The sequence below is a fragment of the Streptomyces sp. NPDC087420 genome (genome assembly GCF_044744165.1).
Classification (GTDB): Bacteria; Actinomycetota; Actinomycetes; order Streptomycetales; family Streptomycetaceae; genus Streptomyces.
Map to the genome: position 1 here is coordinate 1 of NZ_JBIUXU010000008.1, position 19,670 is coordinate 19,670.

The 19,670-nt window shown below is 70.5% G+C and carries 19 protein-coding genes and 1 pseudogene; 17 read left to right on the forward strand and 3 right to left on the reverse strand.

Annotated features, from left to right (window positions below; translation table 11 throughout):
• Positions 1-108 precede the first annotated feature (108 nt).
• The 8 genes from ACIO1C_RS17390 to ACIO1C_RS17425 all read left to right on the forward strand — a co-directional run bounded on the left by ACIO1C_RS17390 (position 109) and on the right by ACIO1C_RS17425 (position 7,132).
• Positions 109-753 (forward strand): HAD family hydrolase, encoded by a 645-nt coding sequence (locus tag ACIO1C_RS17390; protein WP_401864166.1) that lies wholly within the window; start codon positions 109-111, stop codon positions 751-753.
• Positions 754-796: 43 nt separating this feature from the next.
• Complete coding sequence (locus ACIO1C_RS17395) at positions 797-2,008, forward strand: MFS transporter (protein WP_401864169.1); 1,212 nt, start codon at positions 797-799, stop codon at positions 2,006-2,008.
• On the forward strand, positions 1,977-3,149 hold the full coding sequence (locus tag ACIO1C_RS17400; RefSeq protein ID WP_401864172.1) for an acetoin utilization protein AcuC: 1,173 nt from the start codon (positions 1,977-1,979) through the stop codon (positions 3,147-3,149). The genes ACIO1C_RS17395 and ACIO1C_RS17400 overlap by 32 nt, the downstream gene beginning before the upstream one ends.
• 98 nt (positions 3,150-3,247) lie before the next feature.
• Complete coding sequence (locus tag ACIO1C_RS17405) at positions 3,248-4,063, forward strand: phosphatase (RefSeq protein WP_401864174.1); 816 nt, start codon at positions 3,248-3,250, stop codon at positions 4,061-4,063.
• A 128-nt stretch (positions 4,064-4,191) separates the two neighbouring features.
• Positions 4,192-4,404, forward strand: coding sequence for a helix-turn-helix domain-containing protein (locus ACIO1C_RS17410; protein WP_161312241.1), 213 nt, complete (start codon positions 4,192-4,194; stop codon positions 4,402-4,404).
• Positions 4,405-4,515: 111 nt separating this feature from the next.
• Positions 4,516-4,614, forward strand: a complete 99-nt coding sequence (locus tag ACIO1C_RS17415; RefSeq protein WP_003948845.1) for a 30S ribosomal protein bS22 — start codon at positions 4,516-4,518, stop codon at positions 4,612-4,614.
• A gap of 216 nt (positions 4,615-4,830) precedes the next feature.
• Positions 4,831-5,880 (forward strand): NAD-dependent epimerase/dehydratase family protein, encoded by a 1,050-nt coding sequence (locus tag ACIO1C_RS17420; RefSeq protein ID WP_401864177.1) that lies wholly within the window; start codon positions 4,831-4,833, stop codon positions 5,878-5,880.
• A 1-nt stretch (position 5,881) separates the two neighbouring features.
• Complete coding sequence (locus tag ACIO1C_RS17425; protein ID WP_401864180.1) at positions 5,882-7,132, forward strand: lysophospholipid acyltransferase family protein; 1,251 nt, start codon at positions 5,882-5,884, stop codon at positions 7,130-7,132.
• Between the two features lie 74 nt (positions 7,133-7,206).
• Here ACIO1C_RS17425 and ACIO1C_RS17430 read toward each other — a convergent pair whose 3' ends face one another.
• The 3 genes from ACIO1C_RS17430 to ACIO1C_RS17440 all read right to left on the reverse strand — a co-directional run bounded on the left by ACIO1C_RS17430 (position 7,207) and on the right by ACIO1C_RS17440 (position 10,792).
• Positions 7,207-8,427, reverse strand: coding sequence for a DUF5667 domain-containing protein (locus ACIO1C_RS17430; protein WP_401864182.1), 1,221 nt, complete (start codon positions 8,425-8,427; stop codon positions 7,207-7,209).
• A gap of 224 nt (positions 8,428-8,651) precedes the next feature.
• Positions 8,652-9,446, reverse strand: coding sequence for an ECF subfamily RNA polymerase sigma factor, BldN family (locus ACIO1C_RS17435; RefSeq protein WP_401864184.1), 795 nt, complete (start codon positions 9,444-9,446; stop codon positions 8,652-8,654).
• Positions 9,447-9,841: 395 nt separating this feature from the next.
• Positions 9,842-10,792: an HAD family hydrolase gene (locus ACIO1C_RS17440; RefSeq protein WP_401864187.1), complete on the reverse strand. Its 951-nt coding sequence runs from the start codon at positions 10,790-10,792 to the stop codon at positions 9,842-9,844.
• 150 nt (positions 10,793-10,942) lie between these two features.
• Here ACIO1C_RS17440 and ACIO1C_RS17445 point away from each other — a divergent pair, with 150 nt between their 5' ends.
• The 9 genes and pseudogenes from ACIO1C_RS17445 (at position 10,943) to ACIO1C_RS17485 (ending at position 19,599) form a co-directional block, all read left to right on the forward strand.
• On the forward strand, positions 10,943-11,233 hold the full coding sequence (locus ACIO1C_RS17445; protein WP_401864190.1) for a glutaredoxin family protein: 291 nt from the start codon (positions 10,943-10,945) through the stop codon (positions 11,231-11,233).
• Between the two features lie 294 nt (positions 11,234-11,527).
• Complete coding sequence (locus ACIO1C_RS17450) at positions 11,528-12,334, forward strand: redox-sensing transcriptional repressor Rex (protein ID WP_401864193.1); 807 nt, start codon at positions 11,528-11,530, stop codon at positions 12,332-12,334.
• Positions 12,331-13,686, forward strand: coding sequence for a glutamyl-tRNA reductase (locus tag ACIO1C_RS17455; RefSeq protein ID WP_401864196.1), 1,356 nt, complete (start codon positions 12,331-12,333; stop codon positions 13,684-13,686). Before ACIO1C_RS17450 ends, ACIO1C_RS17455 begins: the two co-directional genes overlap by 4 nt.
• A complete protein-coding gene (gene hemC, locus ACIO1C_RS17460; protein WP_401864199.1) occupies positions 13,683-14,693 on the forward strand; it encodes a hydroxymethylbilane synthase in 1,011 nt (336 codons plus the stop codon). Before ACIO1C_RS17455 ends, hemC begins: the two co-directional genes overlap by 4 nt.
• A complete protein-coding gene (locus ACIO1C_RS17465; RefSeq protein WP_401864202.1) occupies positions 14,690-16,348 on the forward strand; it encodes a uroporphyrinogen-III synthase in 1,659 nt (552 codons plus the stop codon). Before hemC ends, ACIO1C_RS17465 begins: the two co-directional genes overlap by 4 nt.
• Before the next feature lie 132 nt (positions 16,349-16,480).
• Complete coding sequence (hemB, locus tag ACIO1C_RS17470) at positions 16,481-17,482, forward strand: porphobilinogen synthase (protein ID WP_401864205.1); 1,002 nt, start codon at positions 16,481-16,483, stop codon at positions 17,480-17,482.
• A gap of 159 nt (positions 17,483-17,641) precedes the next feature.
• A pseudogene (locus ACIO1C_RS17475) lies at positions 17,642-18,650 on the forward strand (helix-turn-helix domain-containing protein).
• A 182-nt stretch (positions 18,651-18,832) separates the two neighbouring features.
• Complete coding sequence (locus tag ACIO1C_RS17480) at positions 18,833-19,120, forward strand: hypothetical protein (RefSeq protein WP_401864207.1); 288 nt, start codon at positions 18,833-18,835, stop codon at positions 19,118-19,120.
• A gap of 17 nt (positions 19,121-19,137) precedes the next feature.
• The gene (locus ACIO1C_RS17485; protein ID WP_401864209.1) at positions 19,138-19,599 is read left to right on the forward strand and encodes a glycine-rich domain-containing protein; all 462 of its coding nucleotides are present in this window, start codon (positions 19,138-19,140) and stop codon (positions 19,597-19,599) included.
• The last annotated feature ends 71 nt before the right edge of the window (positions 19,600-19,670 follow it).

A 19,670-nucleotide genomic window follows, 5' to 3' on the forward strand; every position in this document is an offset into this window, starting at 1 on the left:
CTGCAGGGGGGACCCTGTGGGAGAGTAGGACGCCGCCGAACAATCTTTGATCGTGGGAATGCCCTGTACCTTCTGGTACAGGGCATTTTTGCGTTTAGGGTCAGGGGCATGCGCTACGAATTGGTCATCTTCGACAACGACGGTGTGCTCGTCGACAGCGAGCCCCTTTCCAACACCATCCTGGCCGGCTATCTCACCGAGTTGGGTCACCCCACCTCCTACGAGGACTCCCTGCGCGACTACATGGGAGCCGCCGTACACCGCGTTCACGACCTGGTGAAGGAGCGCACCGGACAGTTGCTGCCCGCCGACTTCGACGACGTCCTGCACGCACGTGTCTTCGCCGCCTTCGAGCGGGAGTTGAAGCCGGTCGACGGGGTCGTGGAGCTGCTGGGGAAGCTGGCCGCCGACGGCGTGCCGTACTGCGTCGCCTCCTCCGGGAGTCACGAGCGGATCCGGGTCGGGCACCGGAAGACCGGGCTGGACCGGTGGTTCGACGACGCCGTCATCTTCAGCGCGCAGGACGTCGGGCGGGGGAAACCCGCACCGGACCTCTTCCTTCACGCCGCCGCCCGCATGGGGGTGGCGCCCGACCGCTGCGTGGTGGTCGAGGACAGCCCGCTGGGCGTCGCGGCCGCGCGGGCCGCCGGCATGGAGGTGTACGCCTTCACGGCCATGACGCCCGCCGCGCAACTCTCCGGGGCCTACGGCCATTTCTCCACCATGGACGAACTGCCCGGATTGCTCGCCTGATCCATCTACCCATGGGTAGGGGAGCGCCCTACGCTGTGCGGCCATGACAGATGTGCGGTTGCGGCACGGGCGGGCCTCCCTGGCGTTGGGCTTCTTCGTCCAGGGGGTGGCCTTCGCCCTGCTCGTCACCCGTATCCCCGGCATCCAGGACCGGTACGGGATATCCGACGCCGTGCTGCCGGTCTTCCTCGCCGCCGTGCCGATCCTCGCGGGCGTCGGCAGCGTGGTCACCGAGAAGCTGGTCGTCCGCGTCCGGCCCGGTGCGCTGCTGCGGGGGACCCAGCCCGTCCTGCTCCTCGCCCTCCTCGGTGTCGGCGCCGGCCGTGAGGTGTGGCAGCTCGCCCTCGCCCTGGCGGCGTTCGGGCTGGCGATGGGGGCGCTGGACGCCTCGATGAACATGCTCGGCGTGCGGCTCCAGCGGGCGTACGGCCGGAGCATCATGATCGGTTTCCACGCGGCGTACAGCCTCGGCGGGATCGCCGGTGCCTCGCTCGCCTGGGTGGGCGTGCACATGGACCTGTCGCTTCTGGTCTCGTATCTGCCGGTGGTGGCCGTGCTGGTGCCGGCCGCACTGGTCGGCGGGCACTGGTACAAGGCCGCCGAGACCGTCCCGCCGCGTCTTCAAGACGGTGGCGGCGAGGCTGTGGCCGCCAAGCCCCTTGTCTTCAAGCTGCTGTTGCCGCTCTGTCTCGTCATGGCGTTCGCCTACATCGGTGACTCCACCGTGTCGAACTGGAGCGCCAAGTACCTCCACGACGTCCTCGGCAGCTCGGAGGAGCTGGCGACCGTCCCGTACAACGCCTACATGGTCACCACGCTCCTGGGCCGGTCGGTGGGGGACCTGGGGGTACGGCGTTTCGGGGCCGTGGCCGTCGTGCGCTGCGGCACGCTCCTCGCGGGCCTCGGCTTCGGTGTGGTCGCGGTGGCACCGGGCGCCTGGGCCGGGATCGCCGGGTTCACCCTTCTGGGGCTGGGGCTCTGTGTGATCGTGCCGCAGACCTTCGCGGCGGCCGGGCGGCTGTTCCCGGACGCGAGTGACGCGGCGGTTGCCCGGCTCAACATCTTCAACTACGTGGGATTCCTGGTCGGATCGCCCCTGGTGGGGGCGCTGGGCGACGCCTGGAGCTACCGGGGCGCGATGCTCGTACCGATGGTCATGGTCCTGGTGACTTTTGTATACACCCGCTCGTTCGAGGCGGACCCGGCCCGATACGGTGGCGGGCATGAGCGCTCGCGCACTGCTGATGTGGGATGACGGGGTAACGGGTTACAACTTTGGACCCAGCCACCCCATGGATCCCGTACGGCTCGCGCTGACCATGGGGTTGGTGCGGGCGTACGGCTTGGACAAGGTGGCGGAGGTGGTGTCCGCGCCGGCCGCGGGGGACTCGACCCTGCGGCTCGTCCACGAACAGGCCTATGTGGACGCCGTACGGCGCTTCTCGGAGCGTCCTGGGGACGCCGACGGGTCGTACGGGGTCGGTACGCCCGACGATCCGGCGTTCGCCGGGATGCACGAGGCGTCGGCGCTGATCGCCGGGCAGTCCGTGGGGGCCGCCGAGGCGGTGTGGGGCGGGCGGACCGCGCACGCGGTGAACTTCGCGGGCGGTCTGCACCACGCGATGCCGGGTTCGGCGTCCGGGTTCTGCATCTACAACGACGCCTCGCTGGCGATCGCGCGGATGCTGGAGCTGGGTGCGGAGCGGGTCGCGTACATCGATGTGGACGTGCACCACGGGGACGGCGTGCAGGAGACGTTCTGGGACGATCCCCGGGTCCTGACGATCTCGATGCACGAGCACCCGCACACGCTGTTCCCCGGCACCGGCTGGCCCGAGGACACCGGCGGCGAGGCGGCCGAGGGCAGCGCGGTGAACATCGCCCTGCCGGCCGGGACCGGCGACGAGGGGTGGCTGCGGGCATTCCACGCCGTCGTACCCGAACTGCTCGCGGACTTCCGGCCGCAGGCGCTCGTGACGCAGCACGGCGCCGACACGCACTTCGAGGACCCCCTGGCGCACATCGCGGTGTCCCTGGACGCCCAGCGGGCCGTCCAGGCCGCCTGCCACGACCTGGCGCACGAATACGTCGAGGAGGGGCGCTGGGTGGCCCTGGGAGGGGGCGGGTACGCGGTGGTGGACGTCGTGCCGCGGTCCTGGACCCATCTGGTGGCGATCGCGGCGCACGCGCCGATCGATCCGGAGTCGGTGGTGCCGGCGGCGTGGCGGGACGAGGTGTACGCGCGTACGCGGCAGTTGGGGCCGGGGCGGATGACGGACGGGCGGACGCCGGAGTGGCGTGCGTGGGACTCCGGGTACGATCCGGCGGACCGGCTGGACCAGTTGATCCTGGCGACGCGCAAGGCGGTGTTCCCTCTGCGGGGGCTGCTGCCCTAGCGGTTGCCGGGGGCCGGCCCCCGGGGCCGTTAGGCCAACGGTGGGGTTGTACCGCCGTTCCGGCCCCCGAGGGCGCCGGAACGGGCAGCATCGGCCGGGTGTTGAGCACCGGAGCCCTGCGGGCGCATCTGCTGGCGGCCAGGCTGGCCGGTCCCGTGGCCACGTCACGGGAGAGGAGTCTGCGCTGTTACCGGCTCTTCGCGGCCAGGGATCCCCGGGTGACGCTCGGACTGGATCCCGAGGGGTCCTGGAGCGAACGGGACGTGCTGGGGCTGATGGCGGACAAATGTGGTGTCTCGTCGGATCCCGGGCAGGTGTCGGGCGCCGATGTGATCGATCCGGAGCGGACGCTGTCCGCGCTGGACGCCTTCGCGGAGCGGTTGCGGGAGGCGGCGGCGGACCGGGTTCCGGTGCTGTTCGGTACGGGGCACCCGCGGCGGCTGCTCGGTTTCTACGCGGCCCTGGCAGACGCTTTGTCGGCGGCGGGATGTCTCGTCCTCACCCCGGCGCAGGGGAGATGTGTCGACATAACGACCCGGTTCGGGGTACGCACGTACCACCTCGACTACGTCCGGGGAGTTGCGTTGATGCGTGAACCAGACGTGCCGTACGCCGGGAGTGAGACCGGCGCACACACCCATTCGCCGCTGCCGGTTCGGGTCGCGCTGGACGGGCTTGTGGGGTCCGGCGGGCCCCTCCCGGGACTGGTGGTCGGGGACCACGGATGGGTCTGCGGGGCAGGTCAGCTGGGCTTCGAGGCCATCGGTCTCGCCGACACGGACGACCCCGCGCTGTTCGTCGGTGAGGCGGAGGGGCGGGTGTCCGTGGCCGTTCCGCTTGACGACGCCGTACGGTCCGCTTACTACCTGCCGCTTACTCGCTATGTACTCAATCGAGCGTGTCTGTCACAGTAGGCCGCCGTAGGCTGCTCCTCTTCCCCACTCGCACCACCCGCCCCTAGTCTGGGGCGTGAGCGCACAGCGACGAAGAGTCACCGGAGGGGAAGCCGGTGGCCGCCGCGTGCGGAAGGTACAGGTGGGTCATGGCTGCTGGCAGCGAGAGGCCTCTCAACGAGGTCAAGTTCCTTACCGTGGCGGAGGTCGCCTCGGTGATGCGAGTGTCGAAGATGACGGTGTACCGGTTGGTGCACAGCGGTCATCTGCCGGCGATCCGGGTGGGCAGGTCCTTCCGGGTTCCGGAGCAAGCGGTTCACGAGTACCTCCGCGAGTCATTTGTGGGGGTCCAGCCCGCCTAGGGCGTGCACTCGGATTACGTCTCTCACTCGGTGACGGGTAGGCTAGGCCGACGTAGGTCGTGTGGGCCCAGACGCCCCGCACCGAGTGAAGAGAAGTGAGCGAGGGTAGTCGTGGGCTCTGTTATCAAAAAGCGGCGTAAGCGGATGGCCAAGAAGAAGCACCGCAAGCTGCTCAAGCGCACCCGCGTTCAGCGTCGTAACAAGAAGTAGTCCGTTCCCGCTCCGGCGGGGGCGTTCCGCGACAGCTGTTCGTGCATTCACGGCTCTTCCGTCAGAACATGGCGGGAGGGCCGTTGGTGTTTTCAGGGTCGTTGGTGTTTCTTCGGCCAAAAGAGCTGTCCGGCAGGTCGTGCGGTCACGCCCGGGCAATACCGACCCGCTACGGTGACGTCGGAAGACCACCCCGTGCTAGGGAAGGCGCTGATCTTGGGCAAGGTCGTGCTCGTGACCGGAGCGGCCAGGCAACTCGGAGGCCGCTTCGTACGGCGCGTTCAACGCGACTCCGACGTCGACCGGGTGATCGCCGTCGACGCGGTTCCTCCCGAGCATCATCTGGGTGGCGCGGAATTCGTCCGCGCCGATATCCGCCAGCCCGCCATAGCGAGAGTCCTCGCCGAACACCGCGTGGACACCGTGGTGCACATGGACGTGACCGGTACGCCGCTGGGCACCGGCGGCCGTGCGTCGGTCAAGGAGACCAACGTCATCGGCACGATGCAGCTGCTCGGCGCCTGCCAGAAATCACCCACCGTCAAACGGCTTGTCGTGAAGTCCAGTACGAGTGTGTACGGCTCCGCGCCCCGCGATCCGGCGGTCTTCACCGAGACCACCCCGCCCAAGTCCCTGCCGAGCGGCGGCTTCGCGAAGGACGCCGTGGAGGTCGAGGGGTACGTACGGGGCTTCGCGCGGCGCCGCCCCGATGTGGCCGTCTGTGTGCTGCGGTTCGCGAACATCCTCGGTCCCGCGGCGGATTCGCCGCTCGCCGAGTACTTCGCGCTGCCCGTCCTGCCGACGGTCTTCGGCTACGACCCGCGGTTGCAGTTCGTCCACGAGGACGACGTGATCGACGTCCTGCTGATCGCGGCCGACGAGCCGCGGCGCGGGACGCTCAACAGTGGCACCTTCAACGTGGCGGGGGAGGGTGTGCTGCTCCTCTCGCAGTGCTCGCGGCGGCTGGGGCGGCCCACCGTGCCGGTGCTGCTGCCCGCCGTCACCTGGGTCGGTTCGGCGCTCCGTACCGTCGGCATGACGGACTTCTCGCCCGAGCAGATCAGGCTGCTGACCCATGGCCGGGTCGTCAGTACGGACCAGATGCGCGAGACACTGGGGTTTGAACCGACGTACTCCACGGCGCAGGCCTTCGCGGACTTCGCCCGCAGCCGGGGTGCGGGGCTGCTGCCGCCCCAGGCGGTGGCCCACGCGGTCGACCGGCTCTCCACCGCCGTCCGCACTCTCGCGAGCAAGGAGCGCAGCTGACATGGCCGATGCCAAGGTGATCCCCTTCGGCGACGAGCCGAGGCGGCGGGGGGCGGGTGGCCGTCCCAAGCCGGCCAAGGACGGGGCCGGGAAGCGCGGGCACGGGTCCGGAGGGAGCGGTTCCGGGCCGGGTACGGGGGCGGGCCAGGGACGCAAGCAGGGTCCGCTGACGCCCGTACCGGAGCCTTCGGCGGACGTTCCCGCCGCCGGCGGCCTGCCGGACGGCGAAGAGCCGCTGGGCGGGCTGTCGGGGGCGGCGGCCGCAGCGGCCGGGGCCGAGGCGGAGGACGCCGTCCGGGCGTCGGGCGGTGGCCCCGAGGGGGCGGCCGGCGGCGGTGCGGACGGTGGTGCGGGCCGTGGTGCCGGCGGTGGGGCGGGTGGTGACGCCGATGGCGGTCCGGGTGGTGAGCGGGGCGGCTGGGAGCGGCGGATCGCGGGCGGCCTGGCGTTCCTGCGCCGGCGGGTCACCGGGGACTACGAGGTCGACGAGTTCGGGTACGACAAGGAGCTGACCGACCAGGTCCTGATGTCGTTGATCCGGCCGATCTACGAGAACTACTTCCGGGTCGAGGTGAAGGGCATCGAGAACATCCCGTCGGAGGGCGGGGCGCTCGTGGTGGCCAACCACTCGGGGACCCTGCCGCTGGACGGGCTGATGATGCAGGTCGCCGTCCACGACAACCACCCCGGGGACCGGCATCTGCGGCTCCTGGCGGCCGATCTGGTCTTCATGCTGCCGGTGGTCAACGAGCTGGCGCGCAAGGCCGGGCACACGCTGGCGTGCGCGGAGGACGCGGAGCGGCTGCTGGAGCGCGGCGAGGTCGTCGGGGTGATGCCGGAGGGCTTCAAGGGCATCGGCAAGCCGTTCGGCGACCGGTACAAGCTCCAGCGGTTCGGCCGGGGCGGGTTTGTCTCGACGGCGCTGCGGGCCGGGGTGCCGATCGTGCCCTGTTCGATCGTCGGGGCCGAGGAGATCTACCCGATGGTCGGCAACTCGAAGACGCTGGCCCGGCTGCTGGGCATTCCGTACTTCCCGCTCACGCCGACGTTTCCGTGGCTGGGGCCGCTGGGGGCGCTGCCGCTGCCGACGAAGTGGACGATCCAGTTCGGGGAGCCGATCCCGACGGACGGGTATCCGCCGGAGGCGGCGGAGGATCCGATGCTGATGTTCAACCTGACCGATCAGGTGCGGGAGCAGATCCAGCACACGCTGTACAAGCTGCTGGTGCAGCGGCGGTCGGTGTTCTTCTGACGGTACGCCTGCCTTTCCGGCGGTATGGCTGAGGCGGGGCTCCTGGTGGGAGCCCCGCCTCAGCCATGTCCGTGCTAGTCCGCGTCCCCCGCGTTGATGCCCAGCCCTGGGAGCAGGTCGGGCAGCAGCGGCGGGATCGTGACGTCGGGTCCCGGGCCGTCGGTGCCGTCCTTGGGTGCGGACGGCGACGGCAGGACGCTGTTCGGCGGGGGGTCGAGCAGGCCGCCGGTCTTGCCGCCGAGCAGGCCCTCCTCCGAGGCGTGGTCCGAACCGGAGCCCGAGGGGTGCGGCTTGTCGCTGGTGTGCGAGCCGCTCTCGCTGGTGCCGGGTGTGGCGGGTGCGCTGGTGGGGTCGGTACGGGCGGTCCCCGTGGAGTCGTGCGTGGCACCGGGCCGGGTCTCGGCCCTGTGTCTCTCCGGGGCTCTCGGCAGCATCGACTGGAGGGGGGCGACCTCTTCGTCCATCGCGTCGAACACCGAACTGACCTCGTCGCCCACGTCCGTCAGCTGGATGGGCAGGCGCTCGCGGAGTCCGTTCCATGCCTGGCGGTGCGAGGCGGAGAACGAGGAGAGGGTGGCGATCGGGCCGAGCGAGCCGTCCCGTTCGTACGCCTGGTGCAGCAGACGGTGACCTTCGGTCGCGTCGTGCTTCATCCCGCTCAGGGCGCGTCTGATCTCGCTCAGGGACTCGTGGTCCAGCTGGCCGGCGCGGTCGCGCTCCATCAGCCTGCGCGCTTCGTTCAGCCGGGTCGAGGCGTGGTCGAGGTAGAGCTCGCCCCGGCTGGAGTCGTCGTCCGCCAGGTTGAGCTTGAGGTCCTCCATGCCGCGCTTGAGCCCGTAGAGCGAGTCGCCGGGCAGGGCGTCGGAGCTGGCCGCGGCCACCCCGCCGAACGCGCCGGCCGCCACCCCGACCGTGAGGCCGCCGGCCGCGAGGCCTTTGGACCAGCGGGATCTGGGCCGCAGTTTCCGGAGCGGGGAGGCCCGGTGGGCACCCCGGCCCGACGTCCGCTGCTCGGGCACCGTGGTGCCCGAGGACATACCTCCGCCGGCTGTGCCTTCGAGCAGCATGGCCTCCATGGCGGCCACGAGCTGTGCTCGTTGCACCACTTTGACCTCGGGGTCCAGCGTGGGTCTCGGTAGGTCACCGAGACCACTCGCCAGGGCCAACAGCCGCCCCTGTTCGGCCGGTTCGGCCGACTCGGCGGGCTGTTCGGCCGCCTCGCCCTGAACCGTCCGGTCGTCCAGGGCCTGGGCGAAGGCGTTCGCCCGCCGGTGTGCCGAAACGTTCGCGATCACTGGCGGCACCTCCTCTCGTCATGACGATCGACTCCCCTGGGGGTCCGGAAGGTTGCACACCTTGAGCGCATCCACACCATCGAGTGAATGGCCGCGAGCGTGACGTGACCACAGGGAGCCTGCATCCCGCACAACGAGCGGCTCGGCACTTGGGTTACGCGCGGAGGATGATCGGACCAGTGAGTCATCAGGGCGTCACCGAAAGTGAGTTGAGTCGTCGGCGGTCAGCGGGCGTCTTCCGGGAGCAGCCGGGCCAGGGTCCGTACGGCTCGATATTGCAAGGTCTTGATCGCTCCTTCGTTCTTGCCCATGACGCGGGCCGTCTCGGCGACCGAGAGGCCTTGCAGGAAGCGCAGTGTGACGCACTCCTGCTGCTGGGGATTGAGTTTCCGTACGGCTTCCAGAAGCGCCGCGTTGGAGAGGGACTCCAGGACGGAGTCCTCGGGACTGCGCTCGACCTCGTTGGCGTCGAGCATTTCGCCTGTGGTCACTTCGAGCCGGAATCGGCTCGACTTGAAGTGGTCCGCGACCAGGTTCCGGGCGATCGTGACCAGCCAGGCGCCGAAGTCTCGCCCCTGCCAGGTGAAGGTGGAGATCCGGCGCAGGGCGCGCAGGAAGGTCTCGCTGGTGAGGTCCTCCGCGGTCGCCTTTCCGCCCACGCGGTAGTAGATGTAGCGGTAGACGGTGTCGCTGTACTGGTCGTACAGCCGGCCGAAGGCCTCGGCCTCACCGGCCTGGGCGCGCTCGACGAGTTCCATCATGCGGGCGCTGTCGCTGTCGGCGGTGGGCCGGCGGGCGGTGGTCGAGGCGGCGGCGCCGCTTCGGCTTCCCCGTCTGCCGACCGCCGCACCGCCGCTCGCCAGGGCATAACAAGATCCGATAGGGCCGCTCACGGCAGGGGCCGCTGCGGCGAAGGCGGGGACGGCGTACGCGGTGGGGACGAAGCCGCGCAAATGGTCGAGGACCGTTGCGCGCAGCGTAGCCAGGCCCGAGGCGTCAACCCCGACGTGTGGGTACACGGGACTCCCAGAGGCAGAGCTTCCATCACGTGCAGTGCGGGACCGTTCACTCGCCGTGGTGACGGGTGGGGTCCGGTATGCGTCTGAGGAGAATAACGCTTCGTACAGGCAGCGCTACACCCAGTTGCTCAAATCATCGATTACGTCGCTTCTGTGGCGGCTAAGCGGCGGATCAAGTCGCACATCGTGACCATTTGCTGATCAGATTTGGTCAAGATCTGCGTGATGCGGTGATGGGTTGTGGCGGAGTGTCGTCACGGTGACTACGGGGAGAGACCCGTGGGTAGAACGCCGGGATCGCGAAACACCCCGGGCGGGCCGTGTCGCGGCCCGCCCGGGGTGTCGGCGAAGGTGTTGGCGAGGGTGTCGTTGAGGGTGTGGTCGGAGAGGCGGCGTCAGCGTCGGCGGCGGTGCAGGGCGACGGCTGCGGCCGTGCCGCCCGCCAGGGCGCCCACCCCGGCTGCCGCCGGGATGCCGACCTTGGCCGCCTTGCGGCCGGTCCGGTAGTCGCGCAGCCGCCATTCCAGCCGGCGCGCGTGCTTGCGGAGCTTGGCGTCGGGGTTGATCGCGTACGGATGCCCCACCAGCGAGAGCATCGGGATGTCGTTGTGCGAATCGCTGTAGGCGGCGCAGCGGTCCAGGTCGAAGCCCTCGGCGGTGGCCAGGGCGCGGACGGCCTCGGCCTTGGCCGGGCCGTGCAGGGGTTCCCCGACGAGCTTGCCGGTGTAGACGCCGTCCACGGATTCGGCGACGGTGCCGAGGGCGCCGGTCAGGCCGAGCCTGCGGGCGATGATCGTGGCCGTCTCGACGGGCGCGGCGGTCACCAGCCAGACCTGCTGGCCCGCGTCGAGGTGGGCCTGGGCGAGGGCGCGGGTGCCCGGCCAGATGCGGTCGGCCATGTACTCGTCGTAGATCTCCTCGCCGATGGACATCAGCTCGGAGACGCGGTGGCCCTTGACGATGGACAGCGCGCTGTCGCGGGCGTCCTGCATGTGCTCGGGGTCCTCGACGCCGGCCAGCCGGAACCAGGCCTGCTGCCAGGCGAACCTGGCCAGTTCGCGGCGCTGGAAGAACTTGCGCTTGTACAGGCCGCGGCCGAAGTGGAAGATCGCGGCGCCCTGCATGACGGTGTTGTCGAGATCGAAGAAGGCGGCGGCGCGGGCGTCCCCGAAGACGGGGAAGTCGGGCACGCGGCCGGCGCCGTCGGCGGGCGCGGCGCCCGCGGCGAGCGCGTCCTGCGATTCCTGTGTGGACTTCAGTCCTGCCTCGGCTGCGGCCTCGCCCGCCAGCACACTCCGGGCTGTCGCGGAGCGCCTACGGGGGGTGAGCCATCCCAGTGCGGCCATGTCGTGAGCATAGCCAGTCTGTTCGGTGCTTCCCGACGGGCCGGGATGCCGTGGGGTGAACTCTCCACGACCGGTCTGTTAATCGGGCAACCAGGGGCCGCCTGTGGACGTCCGGCGCCGGGAGGCGCGGCGTGGGCGGAGAATGGCCGCATGAGTCCATTGATACGGAATCCGTTGTCGCGGCGCGGGAAGAAGAAGGCGGAGGAGCGGTTGGTCACGCTCGTGTCGAAGCCGGGGTGTCATCTGTGCGACGACGCCCGCGCGGTGATCGAGACGGTGTGCGCCGAGACGGGGGCGTCGTGGGAGGAGAAGGACATCACCCAGGACGAGGCGCTGCACCGCGCGTACTGGGAGCAGATTCCGGTGGTCCTGGTGGACGGGGAGCAGCACACGTTCTGGCGGGTGGACGAGGCCCGGCTCCGTCGCGAACTGGGGAGCTGACCGGAAAGCCGGTTAACATCATGGGCGCTTCGCCGGGCATTTCATCGGTGGAAGCGGTCTCGGGGGCGTATTTCGTGAGGAGTGTGTGCGGTTTTGCCCCCTTCGTGTGTGCATCAGGCTGAAGTGGTCGGCGGTCCCGGGATGACGGGATCGGGGTGCGTGACCCCGGTCACTTTGCTCGGACAAAGCGGACACCATCTTTGTGCACGCGTTCACAAAGACATAGCCTGCATTCGACGGGGCGGTCCTGGGACATACGGCCGCCTACAGCCTCGCTCATCCCGCAGGAGCACCGTGGCAACTGGCCGAACTCACCGACCGGCGACCCGTAGCCGAGGAATCCCCGAGGCTACCGTCGCCCGGCTTCCCCTGTATCTGCGGGCACTGACCGCTCTGTCCGAGCGGTCCGTACCCACTGTCTCGTCCGAGGAACTGGCGACCGCGGCCGGGGTCAACTCCGCGAAGCTGCGCAAGGACTTCTCCTATCTCGGTTCGTACGGGACACGGGGGGTGGGCTACGACGTCGAGTACCTCGTCTACCAGATCTCCCGTGAGCTGGGCCTGACGCAGGACTGGCCGGTCGTGATCGTCGGAATCGGTAACCTCGGCGCCGCGCTCGCCAACTACGGCGGGTTCGCGTCCCGCGGGTTCCGGGTCGCCGCGCTGATAGACGCGGACCCGGAGATGGCCGGCAAGCCGGTCGCCGGGATGCCCGTCCAGCACACGGACGAGCTGGAGAAGATCATCAGCGACAACGGTGTCTCGATCGGGGTCATCGCGACCCCCGCGGGCGCCGCCCAGCAGGTCTGCGAGCGGCTCGTCGCCGCCGGGGTGACCTCGATCCTCAACTTCGCGCCGACGGTGCTGTCCGTGCCCGACGGGGTGGACGTCCGCAAGGTCGACCTCTCCATCGAGCTCCAGATCCTCGCCTTCCACGAGCAGCGCAAGGCCGGCGAGGAGGCCGCGGCCGAGGCCGCCCTGCCGCCCGGCGAGCGCACGCATCCCGCGGACGCCGCGCCAGCCGCGCGGGACAGCGCCCCGCCGCACGCCGCGAACAGGAAGGGGCCCGAAGGGGACGTACCGGCGGTGATGCCGGCATGAGCCTTCTGGTCGTCGGACTGAGCCACCGCAGCGCCCCGGTGAGCGTGCTGGAACACGCGTCGCTCTCCACCGACTCGCAGATCAAGCTGTTGCAGGACTCGCTGGCCGCGGAGCCCGCCACCGAGGCGGCCGTCCTCGCCACCTGCAACCGCATCGAGCTGTACGCCGACGTCGACAAGTTCCACGCCGGGGTCGCCGAGCTGTCCACGCTCCTCGCCCAGCACAGCGGCGTCGGCCTCGACGAGCTGACCCCTTATCTCTATGTGCACTACGAGGACCGGGCCGTCCACCACCTCTTCTCGGTGGCCTGCGGCCTGGACTCGATGGTCGTCGGCGAGGGACAGATCCTCGGGCAGATCAAGGACGCGCTGGCGCTGGGGCAGGAGCTCCACACCGCGGGCCGGCTGCTCAACGACCTGTTCCAGCAGGCCCTGCGGGTCGGCAAGCGCGCCCACAGCGAGACCGGGATCGACCGGGCGGGACAGTCCTTGGTCACCTTCGGGCTCGAACAGCTCGCCGCGGGCCGGGCCGTCGAGGCCTGGGCCAAGGACAAGCGGGCCCTGGTGATCGGCGCCGGCTCGATGTCCTCGCTCGCCGCCGCCACCCTCGCGCGGGCCGGCGTCGAGGAGATCGTCATCGCCAACCGCACCGCGCCGCGCGCCGAGCGGCTCGCCCAGATCCTCACCGAGCCCGGCTCCACGGGCGTGCGGGCGCGGGCCGTGACCATGGGCGCCCTCGCCGGCGAACTGACACGTGCCGACATCGTCGTGTCCTGTACGGGCGCGACGGGCCTGGTCCTCGCCGCCGACACCGTCGAGGCCGCTCTGACCGGCCGTTCCGCGCCGCTGGCCCTGCTCGACCTCGCCATGCCCCGTGACATCGACGCCGGCGCGCACCGCCTCGGCGGCATCCGGTTCGTGGACATCGAGTCGCTCGCCGAGGCCTCCGCCGACGCCCCCATGGCCGCCGACGTCGAACTGGTGCGCACGATCGTCTCCGACGAGGTGGCCGCCTTCGGCGCCGCTCAGCGCGCCGCGCACATCACTCCGACCGTGGTCGCCCTGCGCGCCATGGCCGCCGACGTGGTCAGCACCGAAGTGGCCCGCCTCGAAGGCAGGCTCCCCGATCTGGACGAGAAGCAGCGCGCCGAAATCACGCGTACGGTGCGCCGTGTCGTCGACAAACTCCTGCACGCGCCCACCGTGCGGGTCAAGCAGCTGGCGAGCGAGCCCGGCGGCGCCGGATACGCGGACGCGCTGCGTGAACTCTTCGACCTCGACCCGCAGACGGTCGCCGCCGTCAGCCGGGCCGACCTGAATGACACCGACGGTGTAGGCAGAGGGCGAGTATGACCGAGAAGGCACTGAGGCCCGAGAGGCCTCTGCGGCCCGACAGGCCCCCCGGGCCCGGACGGCCGCTGAGGCTGGGTACCAGACGCAGCAGGCTCGCCCTGGCCCAGTCCGGGCAAGTGGCCGAAGTCGTGCGCGAGTTGACCGGGCGACCGGTGGAGCTCGTGGAGATCACCACGTACGGCGACACCTCGCGTGAGCACCTCGCGCAGATCGGCGGCACGGGCGTCTTCGCGACCGCGCTGCGGGACGCGCTGCTGCGCGGCGAGGTCGACTTCGCCGTGCACTCCCTCAAGGACCTGCCGACCGCGCAGCCCGACGACCTCACGCTGGCCGCCGTGCCGGTCCGGGAGGATCCGAGGGACGTGCTGGTGGCGCGGGACGGGCTGCGGCTCGGCCAACTGCCCGCGGGCGCCCGGGTCGGTACGGGGTCGCCGCGCCGGGCGGCGCAGCTCAACGCGTACGCGCGCAGTCACGGTCTGTCCATACGGACCGTGCCGATCCGCGGGAACATCGACACCCGCCTCGAACACGTCCGCAGTGGGGAGTTCGACGCAGTCGTGCTCGCCGCCGCGGGGCTCCACCGGATCGGGAGGATCGGTGAGGTGACCGAGTTCCTGTCGGTCGACACCGTTCTGCCCGCCCCCGGCCAGGGGGCCCTGGCAGTAGAGTGCGCCGCGGTCAACGTGGACCTCGCCGCCGTGCTCGCCGAGCTCGACGACCCGCACTCGCGGGTCGCCGTGACCGCCGAGCGATCCCTGCTCGCCGCCCTGGAGGCCGGTTGCAGCGCACCTGTGGGTGCCCTGGCCGACCTGCTGGCCGAGGAGCAGGTTGTCAACGAAATGCGCCTGCGCGGCGTCGTCGGCACGACCGACGGCTCGACGCTGGTGCAGCTGTCCACCACCGGTCCCGTACCCACATCGCACGGGGATGCCATCGCGCTCGGTCGCGAACTCGCGTCCGACATGCTTGCCAAGGGTGCGGCCGGTCTTATGGGGGAGCGACTTTGAGCCCCACCACCTATGACCTAACGGCCTACTCCGCATCGGGGCACGTCACCTTCCTCGGTGCCGGACCCGGAGATCCGGGTCTGCTGACACTTCGCGCCGTCGAGGCGCTCGCGGGGGCGGATGTACTGATCGCCGAGCCTGATGTGCTCGAAGTCGTACGCGTCCATGCCAGGGCGGGGGTGAGCACACCGGCACTGACGGTCGTCGACGAGGCGTCAACAGCCGCCGGGATCCCCGCTATCCGGGACGCTGCCAATCTTGTCATGGAGGCCGCGCGCGGCGGCAAGCGGGTGGTCCGTGCCGTGACCGGTGATCCGGGCCTGGACGGCGGTGCGGGCACGGAGATGCTCGCGTGCGCCGCCGCGGGCATCTCCTTCGAGGTCGTGCCCGGTATCGCGGCCGCCGTCGGTGTGCCGGCCTACGCCGGGGTGCCGTTGCGGGACGCGCAGGGCACGGACGTGCGCCTGGTCGACGCCAGGACCGCCAGCGAGCGGTGCTGGACGGAGATCGGCGCGAGCGACGGCACGGTCGTCGTGTCCACCACCCTGGAGACGGTGGGCGCCGCCGCCGGGGAGATGGTCGCGGCCGGCCGCAAGCCGGACACCCCGATGACCGTCACCGTCGCCGGTACGACCACCCGGCAGCGGACCTGGACGGCCACGCTCGGCACCATCGCGCAGACCCTCAAGCAGGCGAAGGTGCTGCCGTCCCCGGACGGGCACCAGTCCGTCATAGCCGTCGTCGGCGAGCGCAGTTCGGCCGCCCAGCGCGACCAGCTCGCCTGGTTCGAGTCCAAGGCCCTGTTCGGCTGGAAGGTCCTCGTCCCGAGGACCAAGGAGCAGTCGGCCTCGCTCTCGGACCAGCTCAGGTCGTACGGCGCGGTGCCGCACGAGGTCCCGACCATCGCGGTCGAACCGCCGCGTACGCCCCAGCAGATGGAGCGCGCGGTCAAGGGCCTGGTCACCGGGCGCTACGAATGGATCGCCTTCACGTCGGTCAACGCGGTGAAGGCGGTGCGGGAGAAGTTCGAGGAGTACGGGCTCGACGCCCGTGCCTTCGCCGGGATCAAGGTCGCCGCGGTGGGCGACCAGACGGCGGCCTCCCTCATCGAGTTCGGTGTGAAGCCCGACCTCGTGCCGTCCGGCGAGCAGTCCGCCGCCGGCCTGCTGGAGGACTGGCCGCCGTACGACCCGGTGTTCGACCCGATCGACCGCGTCTTCCTGCCGCGCGCCGACATCGCCACCGAGACGCTGGTGGCGGGGCTGATCGAGCTGGGCTGGGAGGTCGACGACGTCACGGCGTACCGCACCGTGCGCGCCTCGCCGCCGCCCGCCGAGACCCGTGAGGCGATCAAGGGCGGCGGTTTCGACGCCGTGCTGTTCACGTCCTCGTCGACGGTGCGGAACCTGGTCGGGATCGCGGGCAAGCCGCACAACGTGACGGTGATCGCGTGCATCGGCCCCGCCACGGCGAAGACCGCCGAGGAGCACGGCCTGCGGGTCGACGTCCTGTCGCCCGAGCCGTCGGTGCACAAGCTGGCCGAGGCGCTCGCCGCGTTCGGCACGCAGCGCCGCGAGGCGGCGAAGGAGGCCGGCGACCCGGTCACCCGGCCGAGCGAACGGCGTCCTGGCAGCCGCAGGCGGCGTACGACGTAGGTGCGGACGCGGCGGTCCCGGCTGCCCGTGTTCGTGCGGGCCGCCGGGACCGTTCTCGTACCTGACGCACGTGGCGTACAGAACGTGCCGGACGACATCAGAACTGAACAAGCAAGCAAGAGGCGACTGACGATGACTGTGTACGGCTCTTTCCCCGGCTCGCGCCCCCGGCGGCTGCGGGTCAATCCGGCGATGCGGCGGATGGTCGCCGAGACCCGGCTGCATCCGGCGGACCTGATCCTCCCCGCCTTCGTACGGGAGGGGATCAGCGAGCCGGTGGCGCTGTCCTCGATGCCGGGGGTCGTGCAGCACACGCTCGACACCCTGCGGAAGGCGGCGGTGGACGCGGTGTCGGCCGGGGTCTCCGGGATCATGCTCTACGGCGTCCCCGACGACACGAAGAAGGACGCGGTGGGGTCGGCGGGCACGGACCCGGCCGGGATCCTCCAGATCGCGCTCCGCGCGGTGCGGGCGGAGGTCGGGGACGCGCTGGTCGTCATGTCGGACCTGTGCCTCGACGAGTACACGGACCACGGCCACTGCGGGGTGCTGGACGCGGAGGGCCGGGTCGACAACGACGCGACGCTGGAGCGGTACGCGGAGATGGCCCAGGTCCAGGCCGACGCCGGCGCCCATGTGCTGGGGACCAGCGGGATGATGGACGGCCAGGTCGGGGTCGCACGGGACGCGCTGGACACGATCGGCAAGGAGGACGTCTCGATCCTCGCCTACACCGCGAAGTACTCGTCGGCGTTCTACGGCCCGTTCCGGGAAGCGGTCGGCTCCTCGCTGAAGGGCGACCGCAAGACCTACCAGCAGGATCCGGCCAACGCCCGCGAGGCGCTGCGGGAGCTGGCGCTGGACCTGGAGGAGGGCGCCGACATGGTCATGGTCAAGCCGGCCCTGCCCTACCTGGACATCCTGGCGACGATCGCCGCCGAGGTGGCCGTACCGGTCGCGGCGTACCAGATCTCCGGCGAGTACGCGATGGTCGAGGCGGCGGCCGAGAAGGGCTGGATCAACCGCGACGCGGCGATCCTGGAAACCCTGACGAGCGTCAAGCGGGCGGGCGCGTCCATGATCCTGACGTACTGGGCGACGGAGGTCGCGGAGAAGCTCCGGTCCTCCCGCTGAGCGGCTGTCGGCCCCCTGGTTCGGGCGTCCGCGCGGTGCTGCCCAACCCAGCTGGGTAGTCGGCAAGGCGATGCCCTCGTCGGTACTGTGCAGACTGTGACCTGCGGCCCTCGTCAGCCCACGGGCTGACCGTGCCGCCCGAGGCCAGGGGGTGCCGTTGTGGGGGATGAGGCCGAAGAGATCGGTCGTCGTGTGCGGAGGGCGAGGCTACGACTCGGCATGCCGCAGGCGGACCTCGCGGCAGCCCTGGGGAAGACTCAGGGCTGGGTGTCGAAGATGGAGCGGGGCCTGATCGAGCTGGACCGGGTTGGGTTGCTGAACCTTGTCGCGGCAGAGTTGCACGTTCATCCCAATGACCTGATCGGCCGGCCGTACGCGAGCAGCCCGGCCGAGAATCAATGGCAGGTCTCCGCCGCGTCCATCCTGCGCGAGTTGCGCCGCTACGACCTCGCGCCGATCTTCGACGGCTCTCCCGGCCCGTCCCGCGAGTTGTGGCGGGACATGACTCGCTTGCACCGCCTGCGGGACGCCGCCGCCAACACGGCGATCCTCGCCACTCTCCCCGACCTGTTGCGCGAGGCACGTGCCTTGGCCGAGGTGGCTACCGGCCACGAGCGCGAGGAAGCGTTCGCGATTTACGCCGTGGCGTGCAAGTTCGCCCACACCGCCGCGCACGCCCTCGGGCATCCCGAACTCGTCGCCATGGCCGCCGAACGCGCGGCCTGGGCCGCCCGTCTGTCGGCCGACCCCGTCATGCCCGCCCTTGCCGACTGGATGCGGGTCTGGGACATGTGGGCGACCGCTGACTGGGACGACTCGCTCACCCTGTCCGACAAAGCCATCGCCGGCGTACAGCGTGAATACGAGCTCGGCGAGCCGCTCGCCCAAGGCCCTCGCCATAAACCGCCGCACCGCCCCCGAGCTCGTGGCCGCCCTTCCCCACTCCCGCCGAGGCCACCACCACATGGACCTCGCCCGCGCCTGGCTGTGGGATGGCAACCGCGACCGCGCCCTCGCCGAGTTGGAGACCGCGGAGCGGATCGCCCCCCAGCTCGTACGGAACCATCCGATCGCGCGGTCGACCCTCCGAAGCATCGTCCATGCCGAGCGGATCGCCACCCGCGAGAAGCTGCGCCGCATGTCGGACCGCTTCCACCTCGACGGTTGAAGGCGGTATTCCTCCGATTCATATTGGCCCCCTGACACTCCCCTAACTTTTGGGGCATGACAGGACGACCAACACCCCATGTCCCTTCACATGGCGGCGAGTTAGGGACGGCCGGACCCTTCTCTCCGCGACTGGGCGACCTCGCCCGCGATACCGCCAAGGAGGGGAGAGTCGGCGTCGTCGTGACGCTGCCCGGAGTGGGCGCCGGCACGTACCACTTGCGTCCGCCGGGCGGCGGCGACGAGTGGTCGGCGCCCGCCGACGGAACAACCCTCCGCCCCGTCCCGGCACTGGCCACGTACGTGAGCCCGATTCAACGCGATGCCGTCCACGACCGCCGGGCCGAGCAGGGCGCGCTGATCTCCCCGTTCGGACGCCCCGACGAACCAGGGCGGGCGGGGCATGCTTCGGTCGGCACCGTCCCCAGTCGCGCCGCCGGGGCGCCAAGCAGCAGGTTCAAGGGCCAGTGACCCAGGAGGGAACGATCGTGACCGTAACCCAGGAACGTCCCGCGACCGACGCAAGGAACTTGATCAGCGCCGAGCTGCGCGCGACGCTCGTGTCCAACACGCGGGCCAAGTTCCCCGAACTGGCCGACGGCACGGCTGACCGGGGCATCGGCCAGATGCTCGCCTTTCTCGCGGCCGGTGCGCACAGCGACGCCCCGCTCAGCCCGTCCCCACTCGTCGACGACTTCTGGCACGCCTTCCTGCTGCACACGCAGGCGTACCAGGATTTCTGCACAGGGACGATCGGCACGTTCGTCCACCACCAGCCCGGGTTCCTCGACAAGGAGAAGCACGGCGGCGGCAAGGCCCTGCGCGCCCGGACGGTCGAAGCGATCGTCGCGGCCGGGTTCATGATCGACATGGAGTTCTGGCCCGAGCTGGATCTCGCGGACTGCTCGCAATGCCACGCCAACTGCCACAACAGCCCGAAGTACGCGTGACATGTCGCCTGCGGCCGGTCCTCGGCGTGTGCCACTCTGTGGCCGGGCCGGGGACCGGCTTCCGTTCTGCA

Excerpts from the sequence above, each read along its gene's own strand:
- ACIO1C_RS17390 (WP_401864166.1), top strand. The coding sequence starts at position 109 with ATGCGCTACGAATTGGTCATCTTCGACAACGACGGTGTGCTCGTCGAC.
- ACIO1C_RS17395 (WP_401864169.1), top strand. The coding sequence starts at position 797 with ATGACAGATGTGCGGTTGCGGCACGGGCGGGCCTCCCTGGCGTTGGGC.
- ACIO1C_RS17400 (WP_401864172.1), top strand. The coding sequence starts at position 1,977 with ATGAGCGCTCGCGCACTGCTGATGTGGGATGACGGGGTAACGGGTTAC.
- ACIO1C_RS17410 (WP_161312241.1), top strand. The coding sequence starts at position 4,192 with ATGGCTGCTGGCAGCGAGAGGCCTCTCAACGAGGTCAAGTTCCTTACC.
- ACIO1C_RS17425 (WP_401864180.1), top strand. The coding sequence starts at position 5,882 with ATGGCCGATGCCAAGGTGATCCCCTTCGGCGACGAGCCGAGGCGGCGG.
- ACIO1C_RS17440 (WP_401864187.1), bottom strand. The coding sequence starts at position 10,792 with ATGGCCGCACTGGGATGGCTCACCCCCCGTAGGCGCTCCGCGACAGCC.
- ACIO1C_RS17445 (WP_401864190.1), top strand. The coding sequence starts at position 10,943 with ATGAGTCCATTGATACGGAATCCGTTGTCGCGGCGCGGGAAGAAGAAG.
- ACIO1C_RS17455 (WP_401864196.1), top strand. The coding sequence starts at position 12,331 with ATGAGCCTTCTGGTCGTCGGACTGAGCCACCGCAGCGCCCCGGTGAGC.
- hemC (WP_401864199.1), top strand. The coding sequence starts at position 13,683 with ATGACCGAGAAGGCACTGAGGCCCGAGAGGCCTCTGCGGCCCGACAGG.
- hemB (WP_401864205.1), top strand. The coding sequence starts at position 16,481 with ATGACTGTGTACGGCTCTTTCCCCGGCTCGCGCCCCCGGCGGCTGCGG.